General features: G+C 66.0%; 17 protein-coding genes and 1 tRNA gene. 12 read left to right on the forward strand and 6 right to left on the reverse strand.

Annotation, left to right across the window (positions count from 1 at the left end):
• Window positions 1–4: 4 nt before the first annotated feature.
• Window positions 5–1,522: a DHA2 family efflux MFS transporter permease subunit gene (locus tag ACFRAU_RS06105; protein ID WP_377999204.1), complete on the forward strand. Its 1,518-nt coding sequence runs from the start codon at window positions 5–7 to the stop codon at window positions 1,520–1,522.
• Here the strand turns inward: ACFRAU_RS06105 and ACFRAU_RS06110 are convergent.
• The 5 genes from ACFRAU_RS06110 to ACFRAU_RS06130 form a co-directional block, all read right to left on the reverse strand.
• Entirely contained in the window at window positions 1,519–2,244 is a 726-nt protein-coding gene (locus ACFRAU_RS06110; protein WP_377996624.1) for a GNAT family N-acetyltransferase, read from the reverse strand. The genes ACFRAU_RS06105 and ACFRAU_RS06110 overlap by 4 nt on opposite strands.
• Window positions 2,245–2,445: 201 nt before the next feature.
• Window positions 2,446–3,471 (reverse strand): 6-phosphofructokinase, encoded by a 1,026-nt coding sequence (locus tag ACFRAU_RS06115; protein WP_377996623.1) that lies wholly within the window; start codon window positions 3,469–3,471, stop codon window positions 2,446–2,448.
• 228 nt (window positions 3,472–3,699) lie between these two features.
• Window positions 3,700–3,957: a PspC domain-containing protein gene (locus ACFRAU_RS06120; RefSeq protein ID WP_377996622.1), complete on the reverse strand. Its 258-nt coding sequence runs from the start codon at window positions 3,955–3,957 to the stop codon at window positions 3,700–3,702.
• Window positions 3,958–3,960: 3 nt separating this feature from the next.
• A complete protein-coding gene (locus ACFRAU_RS06125; RefSeq protein WP_377999205.1) occupies window positions 3,961–4,245 on the reverse strand; it encodes a hypothetical protein in 285 nt (94 codons plus the stop codon).
• 1 nt (window position 4,246) lies between these two features.
• Entirely contained in the window at window positions 4,247–5,884 is a 1,638-nt protein-coding gene (locus tag ACFRAU_RS06130) for a PspC domain-containing protein (protein WP_377999206.1), read from the reverse strand.
• Window positions 5,885–6,009: 125 nt separating this feature from the next.
• Here ACFRAU_RS06130 and ACFRAU_RS06135 point away from each other — a divergent pair, with 125 nt between their 5' ends.
• Entirely contained in the window at window positions 6,010–7,410 is a 1,401-nt protein-coding gene (locus ACFRAU_RS06135; protein WP_377999207.1) for a PspC domain-containing protein, read from the forward strand.
• On the forward strand, window positions 7,407–8,084 hold the full coding sequence (locus tag ACFRAU_RS06140; protein ID WP_377996618.1) for a LuxR C-terminal-related transcriptional regulator: 678 nt from the start codon (window positions 7,407–7,409) through the stop codon (window positions 8,082–8,084). Before ACFRAU_RS06135 ends, ACFRAU_RS06140 begins: the two co-directional genes overlap by 4 nt.
• A gap of 274 nt (window positions 8,085–8,358) precedes the next feature.
• On the opposite strand, the gene ACFRAU_RS06145 is transcribed toward ACFRAU_RS06140, so the two are convergent.
• Complete coding sequence (locus ACFRAU_RS06145) at window positions 8,359–9,576, reverse strand: pyridoxal phosphate-dependent aminotransferase (RefSeq protein ID WP_377999208.1); 1,218 nt, start codon at window positions 9,574–9,576, stop codon at window positions 8,359–8,361.
• A gap of 272 nt (window positions 9,577–9,848) precedes the next feature.
• Here ACFRAU_RS06145 and ACFRAU_RS06150 point away from each other — a divergent pair.
• The 9 genes from ACFRAU_RS06150 (at window position 9,849) to rplL (ending at window position 16,541) form a co-directional block, all read left to right on the forward strand.
• Window positions 9,849–9,921: transfer RNA gene (locus tag ACFRAU_RS06150), tRNA-Trp, on the forward strand.
• 82 nt (window positions 9,922–10,003) lie between these two features.
• Window positions 10,004–10,288 carry a preprotein translocase subunit SecE gene (secE, locus tag ACFRAU_RS06155; protein WP_377996616.1) on the forward strand — a complete coding sequence of 95 codons (285 nt, stop codon included), beginning with the start codon at window positions 10,004–10,006 and terminating at the stop codon, window positions 10,286–10,288.
• A 115-nt stretch (window positions 10,289–10,403) separates the two neighbouring features.
• Window positions 10,404–11,270: a transcription termination/antitermination protein NusG gene (nusG, locus tag ACFRAU_RS06160; protein WP_377999209.1), complete on the forward strand. Its 867-nt coding sequence runs from the start codon at window positions 10,404–10,406 to the stop codon at window positions 11,268–11,270.
• 132 nt (window positions 11,271–11,402) lie between these two features.
• Window positions 11,403–11,834: a 50S ribosomal protein L11 gene (rplK, locus tag ACFRAU_RS06165; protein WP_018773647.1), complete on the forward strand. Its 432-nt coding sequence runs from the start codon at window positions 11,403–11,405 to the stop codon at window positions 11,832–11,834.
• A gap of 190 nt (window positions 11,835–12,024) precedes the next feature.
• Window positions 12,025–12,732, forward strand: a complete 708-nt coding sequence (gene rplA, locus ACFRAU_RS06170) for a 50S ribosomal protein L1 (RefSeq protein WP_331572376.1) — start codon at window positions 12,025–12,027, stop codon at window positions 12,730–12,732.
• Window positions 12,733–12,923: 191 nt separating this feature from the next.
• Window positions 12,924–14,015: a GNAT family N-acetyltransferase gene (locus ACFRAU_RS06175; protein WP_377999210.1), complete on the forward strand. Its 1,092-nt coding sequence runs from the start codon at window positions 12,924–12,926 to the stop codon at window positions 14,013–14,015.
• A gap of 81 nt (window positions 14,016–14,096) precedes the next feature.
• Window positions 14,097–15,206, forward strand: a complete 1,110-nt coding sequence (locus tag ACFRAU_RS06180) for a GNAT family N-acetyltransferase (RefSeq protein WP_377999211.1) — start codon at window positions 14,097–14,099, stop codon at window positions 15,204–15,206.
• A gap of 298 nt (window positions 15,207–15,504) precedes the next feature.
• Window positions 15,505–16,089 (forward strand): 50S ribosomal protein L10, encoded by a 585-nt coding sequence (gene rplJ / locus ACFRAU_RS06185; RefSeq protein WP_377999212.1) that lies wholly within the window; start codon window positions 15,505–15,507, stop codon window positions 16,087–16,089.
• A 74-nt stretch (window positions 16,090–16,163) separates the two neighbouring features.
• A complete protein-coding gene (gene rplL / locus ACFRAU_RS06190; RefSeq protein ID WP_003803837.1) occupies window positions 16,164–16,541 on the forward strand; it encodes a 50S ribosomal protein L7/L12 in 378 nt (125 codons plus the stop codon).
• The last annotated feature ends 112 nt before the right edge of the window (window positions 16,542–16,653 follow it).

A 16,653-nucleotide genomic window follows, 5' to 3' on the forward strand; every position in this document is an offset into this window, starting at 1 on the left:
GCCTTTGGAAAACGTCAACAGGCCCTGGCCTGCACTCTGGTCCCTCGTCATCGGGTTCTTCATGATCCTGATCGACACCACGATCGTTTCGGTGGCCAACCCGCGCATCATGGAGGGGCTGGATACGGACATCAACGCCGTCATCTGGGTCACCAGCGCCTATCTGCTGGCGTATGCCGTGCCGCTGCTGATCACCGGCAGGCTCGGCGACAGGTTCGGTCCCAAGCGGCTCTACCTGTCCGGCCTCGTGGTCTTCACCCTCGCGTCATTGTGGTGCGGCCTGTCCGGAACGGTCGCGATGCTTATCGCCGCCCGTGTCCTGCAGGGCCTCGGTGCAGCGCTGATGGCCCCGCAGACCATGGCCGTGATCACCAGGATCTTCCCGCCGGACGGGCGCGGCGCCGCCATGGGCCTGTGGGGTGCCACCGCCGGCGTGGCCACGCTGGTCGGTCCGATCCTGGGCGGCGTGCTCGTGGACGGCCTTGGCTGGCAGTGGATCTTCTTCATCAACGTCCCCATCGGAATAGTGGGCTTCATCCTTGCCTGGCACTTCGTTCCATCCCTCACCACCCACCCGCACAGGTTCGACATCCCCGGCGTGGTGCTCAGCGCCGTCGGGCTTTTCCTCCTGGTTTTCGGCATTCAGGAAGGCGAGACGTACGACTGGGGCACCATCACCGGGCCGGTCACGGTGTGGGGACTGATCATCAGCGGCCTCGTGGTGCTGGCGCTCTTTGTCGGCTGGCAGGCGGCCAACAAGGGTGAGCCGCTGCTTCCGCTGGCCCTCTTCCGGGACCGCAACTTCTCGCTGGCGAACATCGGGATCACCACCGTGGGCTTCGCAGTCACAGCTTTTGTGTTGCCGCTCATCTTCTACTACCAGATCGTCCGGGACATGACCCCCACACAGTCTGCCCTGATGATGGCGCCCATGGCGCTGATCTCCGGCGGGCTGGCGCCCCTGGTGGGCAAGATCATCGACCGGGTGAACCCCAAATACATCACGTCCACCGGCCTGCTGCTCATGGCGGTGGCGCTGTTCTGGAATTCAGCACTGATGCATCCGGACACCCCGGTGTGGCTGTTCCTGCTGCCGAGTGCCGTTCTCGGCTTCGCGAATGCCGGCATCTGGGCGCCGCTGAGTTCCACCGCGACCCGCAACCTGCCCATGCGGCAGGCCGGGGCCGGGGCGGGCGTCTACAACACAACCCGGCAAATCGGTGCTGTGCTCGGCAGTGCTGCCATCGCCGTCCTCATGCAGGCCCGGCTCGCCGCGGAACTTCCGGCGGCGCCCGGCGGGACGCCCAGGAGCGGCGGTGAGGCCGGCGGCTTCGGCGGCCAGTTGCCTCCGGCTCTCCACGACGGCTTCGCGACGGCGATGGGCCAGTCGATCATGCTGCCGGCGGCTGTGATCGTGCTCGGCGCCGCGGTGGCTCTGTTCTTCGCCCGCCCCAAGGCGGTCCAGGGCTGGGGCGGCCAGCGGCCCGCCGCTGGCCAGGACGCGGAGGCGACGACGCGCTAGCGTGCCTGGCCGAGCAGCACGCTCGTCTGGATGCCGCCGGTGGAAAAGCCCAGGCTCCGTGCCGTGGCCAGCGAGCCCTTGTTGCTGACGTCGGTGCGCCACTGCAGCGTCAGCCCCGAGGCCAGTGCTTCGTGGGCGGCTACCGAGGCTGCGAGCGATCCCAGGCCGCGGCGGCGCCACTCCGGGGCCACCAGTACGCCCATGTGGGCCAGGATGCCTTCCCACTCGGAGTAGGCGCCGCAGGCCACGGGCACCCGCTGCCCCTCGTCGTCGTGAATGATGGTGTAGCGGTTCTCGAGGTCGGACAGGCCCACCTCGTTCACGTCGTCGGGCGGGCAGAGGCCCTCGAGCTCGATGGCCTCCGGGTTGCCGTGCGACACCGTCAGCTCTTCGGCCGGCTGCAGCAGCGGCAGGTCGTCTGCGAAGAAGAGCGCGGCCGAGCCCTGGCCGTGGCCGCCGTGCCGGCGGGTGATGGTCAGCAGGGTGACGTGCTGGGCCATTTCCTCATCTGAAATGCCGGCCGCGGCGTCCAGCGCCCACTGCGGACCCACCAGGGCCGAGCTGCCGAACAGCCGCACGAACTCGACCGAGTGCGCGGCGTCGTCAACCCTGGTGATCCGCTCGCCGGTTTCCAGCGCGCGGGCAAAAGCGCCGTCGTCGAGCCCCAGGCGGCGCGACCAGGCAAGCTGGATGATGGCGGCGGATCCGGGGTCAAGACTCATGATCCCAGCCTACCGATCCCTGCCGCCCCCGAGCCTCAGCCCCATGTCTGTGCCGTCGGCCCGTGACGGGTCCGAGCCCGAACGTACAGTTGTGGCCCCTCCAGAAAGCGCGAACTGGCAGATAATGCCCTCAAAAAAGCAAAAACAGGGCATTATCTGCCAGTTCGCGCGGGTGCGAGGCAGGAGAGAGTGGGAGCAGGCTCAGCCGAAGAGGACCGCGGCCTCGTCGTAGCGGTGCTGCGGAACGGTCTTGAGCTTGCCCAGGGCGGCTTCGAAGCCCACGTGGTCAATGTCGGTGCCGTTCAGCGACACCATGGTGCCCCAGCGGCCCTCGACCACGGAGTCGATGGCGGCCATGCCAAGGCGGGTGGCCAGGACGCGGTCGAAGGCGGAGGGGACGCCGCCGCGCTGGATGTGGCCCAGGATGGTGGCGCGGGTCTCGATGCCGGTCCGGGCCTCGATTTCCGGCGCCAGCTGGTCGGCGATGCCGCCCAGCCGGGGACGGCCGAAGGTGTCGAGGCCGCGCTCGGAGTGAGGGCTTTCCATGTGCTCCGGAACAAACCCTTCGGCAACCACAACCAGCGGCGCGCGGCCACGGTCATGCGCCTCGGTCACCCATTTGGTGATCTGCTCGATGCTGATCTTCTGCTCCGGGATCAGGATGGCGTGGGCACCGGAGGCCATGCCGGCGTGCAGTGCGATCCAGCCAACATGGCGGCCCATGACTTCGGCGATCATGCAGCGGTGGTGGGACTCGCCTGTGGTCCGCAGCCGGTCGATGGCCTCGGTGGCGATCTGCACGGCGGTGTCGAAGCCGAAGGTGTAGTCCGTTGCGTCGAGGTCGTTGTCGACGGTCTTGGGGACGCCGACGATCTTCAGGCCGGCGTCGGTGAGGCGCTTGGCGGCCGCGAGGGTTCCTTCGCCGCCGATGGCGATGATGGCGTCGATGCCCAGCCGTTCCATGTGGGCTTTGATGACGTCCGGTCCGCCGCCGTTCTCGAACGGGTTGGTGCGCGATGTGCCGAGGATGGTGCCGCCCTGCTTGGCAATACCGCGGACGAGAGTACGGGGGATGGGGATGATGTCACCCTCCACCACGCCGCGCCAACCGTCGAGGAATCCCACGAATTCGTGGCCGTGGATGGCAATGCCTTTGAGGACGGCGCCGCGGATAACGGCGTTCAGTCCTGGGCAGTCGCCGCCGCTGGTGAGGATTCCGATTTTCATTTTCTTGGCTCAAATCCTGGTTCGAAGGGTTTACGGGCAGAGCGCCACGCTGAGCTCAATAAGAGATTCTAGTGCGGAGTGTGGGGTAGGACACAAACGATTACACCCCCGAGGGGCTCCGGACGCCGGGGCCGGAATGGTACTGAACACCACAGTGCCCCCGGTTCGGGGGAAACGGGGGCACTGCGTAAAAAGGACAAGCGGACGACGGCGGCTGCCCGCCGGCGGTCACTGGCGGCCCGTGCCGCGCTTCTCGAGGAAGGACTCAAGCGCGATCGAGTTGTTCTGGTCCGGCAGGATCAGCCATGCCGCCAGGTAGAACACGACGGCCGGGCCCGGCAGCAGGCAAAAGAGGAGAAAGGCGATGCGGACGAATGCCACGTCCACGTTCAGCTTCCCGGCGATTCCGCCACATACGCCGCCCAGCCACCGCTGCGGTCCGCGCTTCAGGCCAAGGCCCCTGACAATGCTGAAGAACTTTTCCATGGTTCAAGACTTCCCGTTTGTTGTGCCGTTGTCACGTTTTCGTGCGGCGAGCAGCCCGCCAGCCACCAATGCGGCCCCGGCTCCGATCATCAGGCCGATCAGCACATAGGTCCCGTTCAGGACCACAATCCCCAGTTGGGAGATGACGATCAGGACGGCCAGGGCGAGGACCACCAGCCCCCAGACGATGGTGCCTATGCGGGCCGGCGCCTCGGCGGGTTCGTCCTGGCCGCCAGCGGACGGTTTGGGTACGGGAGTTGTTTCCGGTGCGGGATCAAAACTGCTCATGTCAGTTTCCTTCCTGGATGGCGATGTTGCTCACGGTGCCGTCGATCTGGAGGATCAGGCGGGCGCCGGGCTTGTCCGAGTTGTAGCTGCTTTGCCGGGAGGTGATGCCGCCCCGGCTGTCCGTGCCCTCATTCAGGTTGCCCAGGGTCATGTCGGCCCGGACATCCACCGGCACGGTGCGCGGAATGATGACCGTCACGTTGCTTGCCGTGGCGTCGAGGGGGATCACGACGTCGGAGCCCAGGGGCGGGTTCAGGTTCAGGCCGGTCAGGTCCACAGTTCCGCGGCCTCCGGTGATCTGGAAGCCCTGGCGGGCCTGTTCGATGGTGACGGGGTTCCAGTCCGCGTTCTGGAAGCGGAACCGGTCACCGTTGGGTACGGCGCTGAAGATGCCGCCGACGATGAGCGCCACCACGGCGAAGAACCCGAGGACGCCCGACGTTCTGCCGCGCATTCCGGCCAGCAGGATGCCAAGGCCAAGGACCGCTGCACCGGCTGCCCAGACCACGGCGTTGGCTGAATCGCCGAGATCAACCAGGTTGCCGGCGTCGAGCGCTTTAAGCGTTCCGCCGGCCAGCAGCGCCAGTCCGGCGGTGATGGCTACGGCCGGCGCGCCGGGGCCGCTGGGCCGCGACTTGGGTGCCGGCGCTGGGACCGGAACCGGAGCCGGCCGGCGCGGCGGAAGTCCGCCGCCGTAGGGGGCTGTGGGCGCCGCGGAACCGTACGGGGTTGCGGCGCCGTACGACGGGATGGCGTCCGGGGTCGGCGGTACCGTGTAGGGCTGGGCAGGTGTGTGGCTGCCGGCGGCGAAGGAGGACGCCGGGAACGGCGGCTGTGTGGATCCCGCCGCGGCGGCCGCCGGCGGGTTGCCGGGGGTTGCGTAGCCGTAGGCCGCCCGGCCTCCGGTGGCGCTGCTCATCGGCGCTCCCCGGCGGTTCCTGTTGCGCTGGGTCAGGAAGTAGATGAGGTAGATGATGCCGCCGATCCAGAACAGCGCCCAGAAGAAACCGAAGCCGTCGTGGCCCCATCCCCAGAAGCCGCCGCCCATGCCGGTGAGGCCGACGATCGAGGTGATGAGGGCGCCAGTCATGCCGGTGCTCCAACGCCCGGCGCCCGCCTCCTGGGTGTGGATCCGGCCGTCGGGCTCGGGCAGCAGAGCCCAGCCGAGGCCATACAGGAGGACGCCGATGCCTGCGAACAGCGTCAGCACGATGAAGATGCCGCGCACGATCAGCGGATCGATGCCCATCCTCTCCGCGATGCCGCTGGAGACACCGCCGATCCAGCGGTCGCGTCCCCGGTGTATGCCGTGGCTGCGGATCCAGTCGAAGAAGTTCAGCGGCTGGGCGGTGCGGCCGTAGCCCGGAGCGCCATAGGCGGGAGAGCCGTATCCGGCTCCGGGGTGGGCTCCGGCGTGCGTTCCGGAAGGCGGGGTGGCTCCAGCGGAAGGGTTCGCCGGTTCGTCCGCGGCGGGAGGCGGCATCAGCGGCTCCGTGGGATTTTCCGACGCAGTGGATTCCGTGTTTTCCGGTTCCGTGTGTTCCCGCCCTGCGGGGTGCTCCGGTTCCCGGCCGGTGCTGCCCTCGGACGGGGTGCCCGGCTGCTGGCCTTCATTGGGGTTGGGGTTCTGCGAGTTCATACCTCGATCTTGCCGTTTGCGCTGGTCAGTCCTCTATTGGGGAACACCCTGAGCCGTCCCTGACTTACCCCGGGTTCACCCCCACAACGGGCCTGGGGAACCCTGATCCGTGTTTGGATTGATGCATGACCACAGCCCCTGTCCGCCCACCTCTGGTCCGCCGCAGCGACCGCGTGATCGCCGGCGTCTGCTCCGGCCTGGCGGTCCATCTTGGCTGGCCGGTGCGCATGGTCCGCATCGGCATGGTGGTGGCCGCCTTCGCCGGAGGCGCGGGGCTCGCGTTCTATGCGTGGCTGTGGATCATGGTTCCCACCGCGGACGAGAACGCCAAGCGCAATGCCCACCGGCCGGCGTCGCCCATTGCCCCCGCCGTGAGCCTGCCGCCCGTGGGCTTGCAGTCCGGCCCGGCCCCCGCCCCTTCACCGGGCACGGTTCCTTCAATCCCCCCAGTCCCCCCGCCTGCGGGGGAGTACGACGCCGGCACCCCCTCCCAGCCCCCGGGGTCCGCCGCTGCTCCCGGGCCCGGCACATGGTTCCGGATCCGGAGTATGCGCTATGGCAAGGAGATCCTGTTGGGCGCCGGGCTCCTGCTCGTGGCCGCGATCCTGATCGCCAGGCTGCTGGGCGCGGAGGTGCCCCTCGGCACGCTGATCCCGGCGGCGGCGATACTCGGCGGCGCGGCCATTGCCTGGATGCAGCTGGATGAAACGCGCCGGGCCGGGCTGGTGGATAAGACCAAGGCGGACCAGGCCGGTGGTTGGGCGCGACTGGCTGCGGGCCTCGCGCTGGTGGTGGCAGGCGTGCTGGTCATGGTGTCCGGGTCTGGCTCATGGCAACAGACCTGGCTGGCGCTCCTCGCCTCCGTGGCCGTCCTGGGCGGCGTGGCGCTGGTGCTGCTGCCCTGGGGCCTGAAGTTCTGGCGCGACCTGGAAACCGAGCGCGCCGGACGGGTGCGGGAGACCGAGCGGGCCGAGATCGCCGCCCACCTGCACGACTCCGTGCTCCAGACCCTTGCCCTGATCCAGCGCCGCGCCGGCAACGAGCACGACGTCGTCCGCCTGGCCAGGGCGCAGGAACGCGAGCTGCGGGGCTGGCTCTTCAAGGATCCCGCCCGCGACGCCGGCCAGCTCTCGGACCGGATCAAGGCCGCCGCCGCCGAGGTGGAAGACGGGCTCGGAAACGCTGTCGACGTCGTGACCGTGGGCGACACGGAGATGACCGAGCGCCACGAAGCGCTGGTCCAGGCCAGCCGTGAGGCCATGCTGAACGCAGCCCGCCACGGCGGCGGTTCCGTCTCGGTGTACCTCGAGGTGTCCGACGGCGGCGCGGAAGTTTTCGTCAAGGACCGAGGCCCGGGATTCGAACTGAACACCGTCCCGCACGACAGGCTGGGCGTGCGTGAATCAATCATTGGCCGGATGAAACGGCACGGCGGCAACGCCGCCATCAACAGCGGACCCGACGGCACGGAGGTGCGCCTCAGGCTGCCTGCGGACGTCGCGGACAACGGGGAAGGAAAATCATGAGTACACCGGCAGGGCCAGGCACCGCGGGAAGAACCGTGCGGGTGGTGATCGTGGACGACCACGCGATTTTCCGGTCCGGCCTGAAGGCTGACCTGGACCCGAGCGTGGTGGTGGTCGGAGAAGCCGGCACCGTGGAACAGGCCGTCGAGGTTATTGCCGCGGCACGGCCCGACGTCGTGCTGCTGGACGTGCACCTTCCCGGCGGCCGGGGCGGGGGAGGGCGGGAAGTCATCACGGGTTCCGCGGCCCTCCTGGGAACAACCCGGTTCCTGGCCCTGAGCGTCTCCGACGCGGCCGAGGACGTGGTGGCTGTCATCCGCGCCGGTGCCCGCGGCTATGTTACGAAGACCATTTCCGGTGCGGAGATCACCGACGCCGTGTTCCGGGTTGCCGGCGGCGACGCCGTGTTTTCCCCGCGACTGGCGGGCTTCGTCCTAGACGCCTTCGGCACTGCCCCGGCCGACATCGCCGACGACGAGTTGGACAAGCTGTCCGCCCGCGAACTCGAGGTGATGCGCCTGATTGCCCGCGGCTACAGCTACAAGGAGGTGGCCAAGGAGCTCTTCATCTCCATCAAGACCGTGGAAACCCACGTCTCGGCCGTGCTCCGCAAGCTGCAGCTATCGAGCCGGCACGAACTCACCAAGTGGGCAGCCGAGCGCCGCCTCCTCTAACCCCCACCCCCAAACCCTCCCTCATCTCCTGCCGCCTTTCCCCCGATCCTCCCTCAGGTCCTGCCGCCTTAACCCCGATCCTCCCTCACGTCCTGCCGCCGTAACCCCGATCCTCCCTCATCTCCTGCCGCTTTTTCGACGACGCGTCCTCACCTTTCGCCGCCCAAACGGAAACGCTTCCGCACCGAATTTTGGTGCGGAAGCGTTTGAGTTTTTCCTGCAGGAGGTGAGGGAGGGTCCGTGGTTTTCCTGCAGGATGTGAGAGAGCGTTGGGTTACTGCGCCTTGCCCAGGAAGTCCTGCAGGCGGCCGACGCCGGTGGCGAGGTCCTCGTCGCCCAGCGCGTAGGAGAGGCGCAGGAAGCCGGACGGGCCGAAAGCCTCACCGGGAACCACGGCGACCTCCACCTCATCCAGGATCAGTGCGGCCAGCGCGGCGGAGGTCTCCGGGCGGACCGTGCCGTTCGCCGTCGGGAATTCCTTGCCCAGCAGCGCACGGACGTCCGCGTACACGTAAAAGGCGCCCTTCGGCGTCGGGCATTCAACGCCCTCGATCGCGTTGAGCCCGGCCACGATGGCCTTCCGGCGGCGGTCGAAGGCGACCTTCATCTCGTCCACCGCGGTGAGCGGGCCGGAGACAGCTGCAAGGGCTGCGATCTGCGGGATGTTGGACACGTTGGAGGTGGCGTGCGACTGCAGGTTGGTGGCGGCCTTGATGACGTCGGCGGGTCCGATCATCCAACCCACGCGCCAGCCGGTCATCGCGTAAGTCTTGGCAACGCCGTTGAGGATCACTACCTTGTCGCCCAGTTCGGGGGCGGCCGTGGCGATGGAGGTGAAGGGGACGCCGTCGTACGTCAGGTGCTCGTAGATCTCGTCGGTGACCACCCACAGGCCCTTGGCCGCGGCCCACTTGCCGATTTCGGTCACCTGTTCGGGCGAGTAGACAGAGCCGGTGGGGTTCGACGGCGACACGAACAGCAGGATCTTCGTGCGGTCCGTGACGGCTGCTTCGAGCTGCCCCACTGTCACCAGGTAGTCCTGCTCCGGGCCGGCAAAGACCTCCACCGGAACACCGCCGGCGAGGCGGATGGCCTCAGGGTAGGTGGTCCAGAAGGGCGTGGGCACGATCACTTCGTCGCCCGGATCCAGGAGGGTGGCGAACGTGTTGTAGACGGCCTGCTTGCCGCCGTTGGTGACCAGCACCTGGGACGGATCGGTCTTGTAGCCGGAGTCCCGGAACGTCTTTTCGGCGATGGCTTTCTTCAGCTCCGGCAGCCCGCCGGCGGGGGAGTAGCGGTGGTACTTCGGCTGGCTGGCGGCGTCGATGGCGGCCTGGACAATGTAGTCCGGAGTGGGGAAGTCGGGCTCGCCTGCACCGAAGCCAATCACCGGCCGGCCGGCCGCCTTCAGCGCCTTGGCCTTGGCGTCGACAGCCAGGGTGGCGGATTCGGCAATGGCGGAAATGCGTTGGGAAACGCGGGCGGAAGACATGGCGGGTCCGTTCTTCGCTTGCAGCTGGTGAGCTGAATGGTGGATTTCGACGGAATCTACTCTATGCTGTTCACCGGATCGTTCGAGGTGGAACACGGATTTGTGACTGCGGTGCGGCACGGATCCAGAAGCTGAAAACGGTCCGAAACGAGGCTGGTTCGACGTAAGCGCAGTTCTTGCGTAGACTGGTTCTCCGGTGTTGAAAACACGGATGATGACGTGCGCCCCAGATTTCCCTGGGGAAGTGCGGCCTCCATCGGTTTTCGATCCATAGGGTAGTGGCGCAATTGGTAGCGCAGCGGTCTCCAAAACCGCAGGTTGCAGGTTCGAGTCCTGTCTGCCCTGCGCAGGCTGTTCCGGCGAAAAGCCGGAGCAAGCGCAGCAACCAAAGGTTCAGTTCAGAGCCGGGTAAATCCGACTTGCGAGGATGAGTGAGGAACAGGTGACCGAAACAGCTGCCAGCAGCTCCAAGGGCCGCCCCGCAAAGAAGGCCGCCAAGGCTGGCCTCTTCGCTCGCATCGCACTCTTCATCCGCCAGGTCATTGGCGAACTGAAGAAGGTCGTCGCCCCCACCCGCAAGGAACTGATCAACTACACGCTGGTGGTGCTCGTATTCGTCGTCATCATGATGGTGGTCGTCACCCTGCTGGACCTGGCGTTCGGCACCGCGGTGGGCTGGGTCTTCAGCGGTACGGGCGCCGCGGACCGCTAAGGCGATCGGTCCGCAGACTGCGTGGACTCCCGGCCGGAATCGGCGAGGAGCTGCGGGGTTTGCGGAATTGAGCCATTTAAATAGGCAATTAGGCAATGAGGAAGCAGGAGACCAAGTGTCTGAGCAGGAGCTCGAGGTAACTGAGACTGAGCTGGATGAAACCCAGAACCCCGCGGCTGAGTCCGCTGAGGGCTCCGAGGTTGAGTCTGCTGCGCCCGATTCCGAAGGCGACGCCGATTTTGAGGACGACGCCGATTTTGAAGACGACGCTGACGCCTCCGAAGGCGACGCTACCGACGCCGATGAGGACGACGCCGACGACGTGACCGAAGAGGACGCCGAGGAAGGCGCCGACGTCCTGGCCGCTGCTGCCGCCCAGGCCACCGATCCCGCCGAAGAGTTCAAGTCCAAGCTGCGCCGCCAGGAGGGTGACTGGTACGTCATCCACTCCTACGCCGGCTACGAAAACCGCGTCAAGGCCAACCTTGAGACCCGCATCCAGACCCTGGACATGGAAGATTACATCTTCGAGATCCAGGTTCCGATGGAAGAAGTCGTTGAGATCAAGAACGCTCAGCGCAAGGTGATCAACCGCGTCCGCATCCCCGGCTACGTGCTGGTCCGCATGGACCTCACCGACGCCTCGTGGGGCGCCGTCCGCCACACCCCGGGTGTCACCGGCTTCGTTGGCAACGCCCACAACCCCGTGCCGCTGCGCCTCGACGAGGTCTTCTCCATGCTCGCCCCGGTCTTCGAAGAGGAGCAGGCGGAGAAGGGCAAGCCCACCAAGCAGGCTGCCGCCCAGATCGACGTCGACTTCGAGGTTGGCGAGTCGGTCATCGTCAAGGAAGGCCCGTTCGAGACCCTTCCCGCCACGATCTCCGAAATCAAGGTGGACTCCCAGACCCTCGTGGTGCTGGTCTCCATCTTCGAACGCGAGACCCCGGTCACGCTGGCCTTCAACCAGGTCACCAAGATCTAGCTGATCACCACAGATTTCGTTCCGGAACGGCCCGCTTAGCAATTCCGGAACGGCCGACCGCCTCGCCATGGCGGTCAACCACCTGAGGCACGCTCCTGTGTCCCAGGACGCATTTGAGAGAAGGACCCTACATTGGCTCCCAAGAAGAAGGTCACCGGCCTCATCAAGCTGCAGATCCAGGCAGGTGCCGCTAACCCGGCCCCGCCGATCGGTCCTGCGCTTGGCCAGCACGGTGTCAACATCATGGAATTCTGCAAGGCGTACAACGCTGCGACGGAAGCCCAGCGCGGCAACGTTATTCCTGTTGAAATCACGGTCTACGAAGACCGTTCGTTCACGTTCATCACCAAGACCCCGCCGGCTGCAGAGCTCATCAAGAAGGCTGCAGGCGTCGCCAAGGGTTCGGCTACCCCGCACACCGTCAAGGTTGCCAAGCTGACCCAGGCCCAGGTTAACGAGATCGCCACCACCAAGATGGAAGACCTCAACGCCACCAGCCTCGAAGGCGCAGCGAAGATCATCGCCGGCACCGCCCGCTCCATGGGCATCACCGTCGAGGGTTAATTCCCTTACCGCTGACGCGGCGCCGGGTTCGGGAAACCGACGACGACGCCGGGCAGCACCGCCGGGAAACCGGCACCACTGAAACATTGAAATGTTGGAAATCTGGTCCGGATAAAACAGACGGATCAGCCAACTGTGGCAGGGCCCAGCGCGGTCCGCAGACCACAACTGCACAAGGAGAATAAGCAGCATGGCAAAGCGCAGCAAAGCATATGAGGCAGCCGCCGCCAAGATCGACGCGGAGAAGTTCTACGCGCCGTTCGAGGCAGTGACACTCGCCAAGGACACCAACCCGTCCAAGTTCGACGCCACCGTCGAGGTTGCGTTCCGTCTGGGCGTTGACCCCCGCAAGGCCGACCAGATGGTCCGCGGCACCGTCAACCTGCCCCACGGCACCGGTAAGACCGCCCGCGTCCTCGTGTTCGCCACGGGCGAGAAGGCCGAAGCAGCAATCGCTGCCGGCGCCGACTTCGTTGGTTCCGACGACCTAATCGAAAAGATCGCCGGCGGCTGGACCGACTTCGACGCAGCCGTTGCCACCCCTGACCTCATGGGCAAGGTTGGCCGCCTCGGTAAGGTCCTGGGCCCGCGTAACCTGATGCCGAACCCGAAGACCGGCACCGTCACCCCCGATGTCACCAAGGCTGTCAACGACATCAAGGGCGGCAAGATCGACTTCCGCGTCGACAAGCACTCCAACCTGCACTTCATCATCGGCAAGGTTTCGTTTGACGCCGTCAAGCTGGCCGAGAACTACGCCGCTGCCCTCGAAGAGGTGCTCCGCCTGAAGCCGTCCGCTTCCAAGGGCCGCTACATCCAGAAGGCAACGGTTGCCACCACGTTCGGTCCCGGCATCTCCGTTGACCCCAACGTCACCAAGGTTCTCATCGAGGCGTAACCCTCGCGAACCTGCGGCCGGATCCCCGGCCAGCATCAAAGGACCGTCCGGCATTTTGCCGGGCGGTCCTTTTGCATTGACGTGGCCCTTCTCGGTGCCCGGAAGTACGACGGCGGGACTCCAGTAAGCGCATCGGCTCGCTCTGGAAGGGGGCTCTGTCGGACCCAGGGTGTTGCGGCTAGGCTGATCCGGTGACGACGCCCTCGTACCGGATCGAACCGCTGTTCCTTCCTTCGTCGCTTGACGCGCCGGACGCCGCAGACTTCCTCGAGTTCAGCGACCTCAGCGATGCCGTGGTGCTGGAGACCTGGGGTAACCTGGACCGGGCCGCGCCTCGCAAGGCCAGGCTTGAGGCGTGGCGCGACGACGACTACGCGAAGCTGCGGCTCTTCTTCGTGCGGCAGGACGGCCGCATGGTGGCGAGGTCCTGGGTCAGGTTTACGCAAAAGGAAAACCTCGAGGACGCGTTCCTCAGGGTTGACGTCCTTAACGGGTTCAGCGGCCGCGGCATTGGCCAGGCTCTCCTGCGGCATGCCGAGGCGCTGGCGGCGGAGGACGGCCGCAGCACCCTGCAGAGCTTCACCGAGCACGCACCCGGGTTCGACCCGGATGGTGCGGGGATCCTGAAGCCCGGAACGGGCACGGGCGGCGTCCCGGCCGCGGCACGCGGCGTACGGTTCGCCGTGGCGGCCGGCTATACCCTCGAGCAGGTGACGCGATTCAGCGCATTGGACCTGCCGCCGTCGGACGGTGTCCTGGACGCACTGGAAGGGCAGGCAGCCGGCATCGCCGGCGACAAGTACTCGATCCTCGGCTGGACGGACCGCTGCCCGGATGAGTACGTCGACCAGATGGCCGTGCTCATGTCACGGATGAGCACCGATACTCCGGCAGGCGCGCTCCACTATGACGCCGAGGTGTGGGACGCCCGGCGTGTCCGGCACGTCGAGGACGAATGGAAGCGGACGGGCCTGGAATCGCTGGTGGCCGTGGCCCGGCATAAGGCGAGCGGCGAGCTGGCCGCCTATTCGGTGCTGCAGCACTCGGACGAGAAACCGTGGCTGGCTGAACAGGACGACACCCTCGTGGCCACGGCGCACCGCGGGCACCGGCTGGGGATGCTGGTGAAGGTGCTCAACCTCCGGCGCCTGCAGCAGGACCATCCCGAAGTGGAACGGGTCCTGACATTCAATGCCGCCGAGAATGACCACATGCTGGCCATCAACGTGGCCCTGGGATTCCGCCCGGCAGGGTACGACGGTGAGTGGCAGCGCCGGCGCTAACCGGCATATGCTGGCGACGGATACACCGCGTGGACTCAAGCCCGCAGCCTACTTGGCAAGCGGCGGAAACGGCTGGGGATAATGGCAATAGAGGTGCGGATCGAGCGGCTGTGGATTCCGGACTCCGTGGATGCTGCCGATGCGGCGGACTTCCTCGCCGCGGTGGAGGTGGGCCGCAAGGTCCGGATGGATACCTGGGGCAGCGACGACATCGCCTACACTCCGCTGGAAAAGCTCCTCGAGCTGGACGACCCGTACGAGCGCCAGGTGATCCTCGTGGCAAAGGTCGACGACGACATCGTGGGCACGGTGGACATCGCCCTTCCCCTCGCCGACAACCTGGACCTTGCCGAATTCACCCTGGACATCCTCCCCGAGTACCAGCGCCAGGGCGTGGGCAGGCAGCTGCTGGAGGCCGCCGAGCACTTCGCCCGGGACGAGGGGCGCACCATGATCCTGGTGGACACCAACCATCCCGGGGCCTCATTGCACGAGTTCGCGCCCGAGCAGCTGGTGCCCGGATCGGGGCAGGGCTACGTGCCGCTGGGCAGCCGCGAGGTGGAATTCGCCCAGCGCACCGGCTACACGCTCCAGCACATTGAGCAGTTCAGCTCGTGCGCGCTGCCGCTGGACAGCAAGCTTGTGGCCGAGCTCGAGGCGGAGGCCCAGGAAGCCAACAACGGCCGCTACCGCCTGCACCACTGGACCGACCGTTGCCCGGAGCGCTGGCTGGAGTCCGTGGCCGCCCTCGAAAACCAGGCCGGCGGTGACGCCGGACCGGTTGAGGGGACCGATGACATCGTGTTCGACGCGCGGATCCTGCGGGAAGCGGAGGAAGTCACTATCTCGCAGGGGCGGCGGACGGTGGTGACCGCCGTCGAGCATATCGCCACGGAGACGCTCGTCGGGCTGACCACCATCAGTGTCCTGGCGCAGCGGCAGGACGTCGTCTTCCAGGACGATACCGTGGTGCTGCAGGCTCACCGCGGCAACAAGCTCGGGCTGCTCATCAAGGTTGCCAACATGGAGCGCCTCACCGAGCAGTTCCCCGCCGCACGGGTGATCTACACCTGGAACGCACCCGAAAACCGGTATCTCCTCACGGTCAACCTCCAGCTCGGGTTTACGACGGCGGGAGTCACGGGGATCTGGCAGAAGGAACTCCCGGACCTGGGGCCCAGCCGGAGCTAGCCGCACCGATTTGGAGCTGGGGCGGGCCGTCCCGTAAGCTTGGACTACCAAAGACCGTCGGTTGTTGGAATCCCACTCTTTCGAGCTCAGCTCAACTCTGCAGTTGTGTGCGGAAGAACCAGTGGGTTTCCGGACGAAGGACCCTGAACATAGGGCGGCCGGCGCAGGTGAACGAAGCAAAGTTCCGCTGTTTGAAACAGCGTTGAGCCAAGCCCCGTGCATCTGCGCGGGGCGTTTTTAGTTTTAGCTCACCTGAGCGGGGACCCGGAATACCGGCACTATCCCCGGAAGGAGGGTTATGGCAACGCCTACCAAGGTTTCAGCAGTAGCTGAGATCACTAACGATTTCAAGGAATCGAACGCCGCTGTCCTGACCGAATACCGTGGGCTCACCGTTGCACAGCTCAAGCAGCTGCGTGTTTCTCTCGGCCAGGACACCAAGTTCGCGGTCGTCAAGAACACCCTGACCGCCATTGCAGCCAAGGAAGCTGGTGTCGAAGCATTCGACGGCCAGCTCGCCGGCCCCACTGCAATCGCGTTCATCAAGGGTGACGCTGTTGCAGCTGCCAAGAGCCTGACGGATTTTGCCAAGGCCAACAAGCAGCTGGTCATCAAGACCGGTTACTTCGAGGGCAAGGCACTGAACGCCAGCGAAGTTGCTGCCCTGGCAGCACTCGAGTCCCGCGAGCTGCAGCTCGCCAAGGTTGCAGGCATCCTCAAGGCCCCTGCTGCCGCTGCTGCACGCATCATCGACGCACTGCGCCTCAAGCTTGAAGAAGGGAACGGTGCTCCGGCTGAAGCCGAAGCTCCCGCCGCTGAAGAAGCTCCCGCAGAAGCTGACGCAGCTGAGGCTCCGGCCGAAGCCGCTGCCGAAGAGAACTAACTCTCTCCCAAAAAGACTCCGGTGGAACGGAAGGCATTCAGCCCCCGGCCACCTTTATAGGAAGGACGCCAACCATGGCGAAGCTCAGCAACGAAGAGCTCATTGAAGCTTTCAAGGAACTGACCATCATCGAGCTCTCCGAGTTCGTCAAGCTCTTCGAAGAGACCTTCGAAGTTACCGCAGCTGCTGTTGCTGTTGCCGGCCCCGCCGGTGGCGCTGCCGCTGAAGAAGCTGAAGAGAAGACTGACTTCGACGTCATCCTCGAAGCTGCTGGCGACAAGAAGATCGCAGTGATCAAGGAAGTTCGCGCCATCACCTCCCTCGGCCTCAAGGAAGCCAAGGACCTGGTTGACAGCGCGCCCAAGGCTGTTCTCGAAGGCGCCACCAAGGAAGCTGCCGAGAAGGCTAAGGCTCAGCTCGAAGAAGCTGGCGCCACCGTTACCCTCAAGTAACACTGCTTGTCCAGGAATCCCCGTCCACTCCGGTGGGCGGGGATTCCTGCGTTTAACCCAAGTAGGTCGCAGCTGAGGGCGTTCCCAGCGCTGGGAACGCCCTCAAGTGCGA

This window comes from Arthrobacter sp. NPDC056691 (genome assembly GCF_042791415.1).
Classification (GTDB): Bacteria; Actinomycetota; Actinomycetes; order Actinomycetales; family Micrococcaceae; genus Arthrobacter.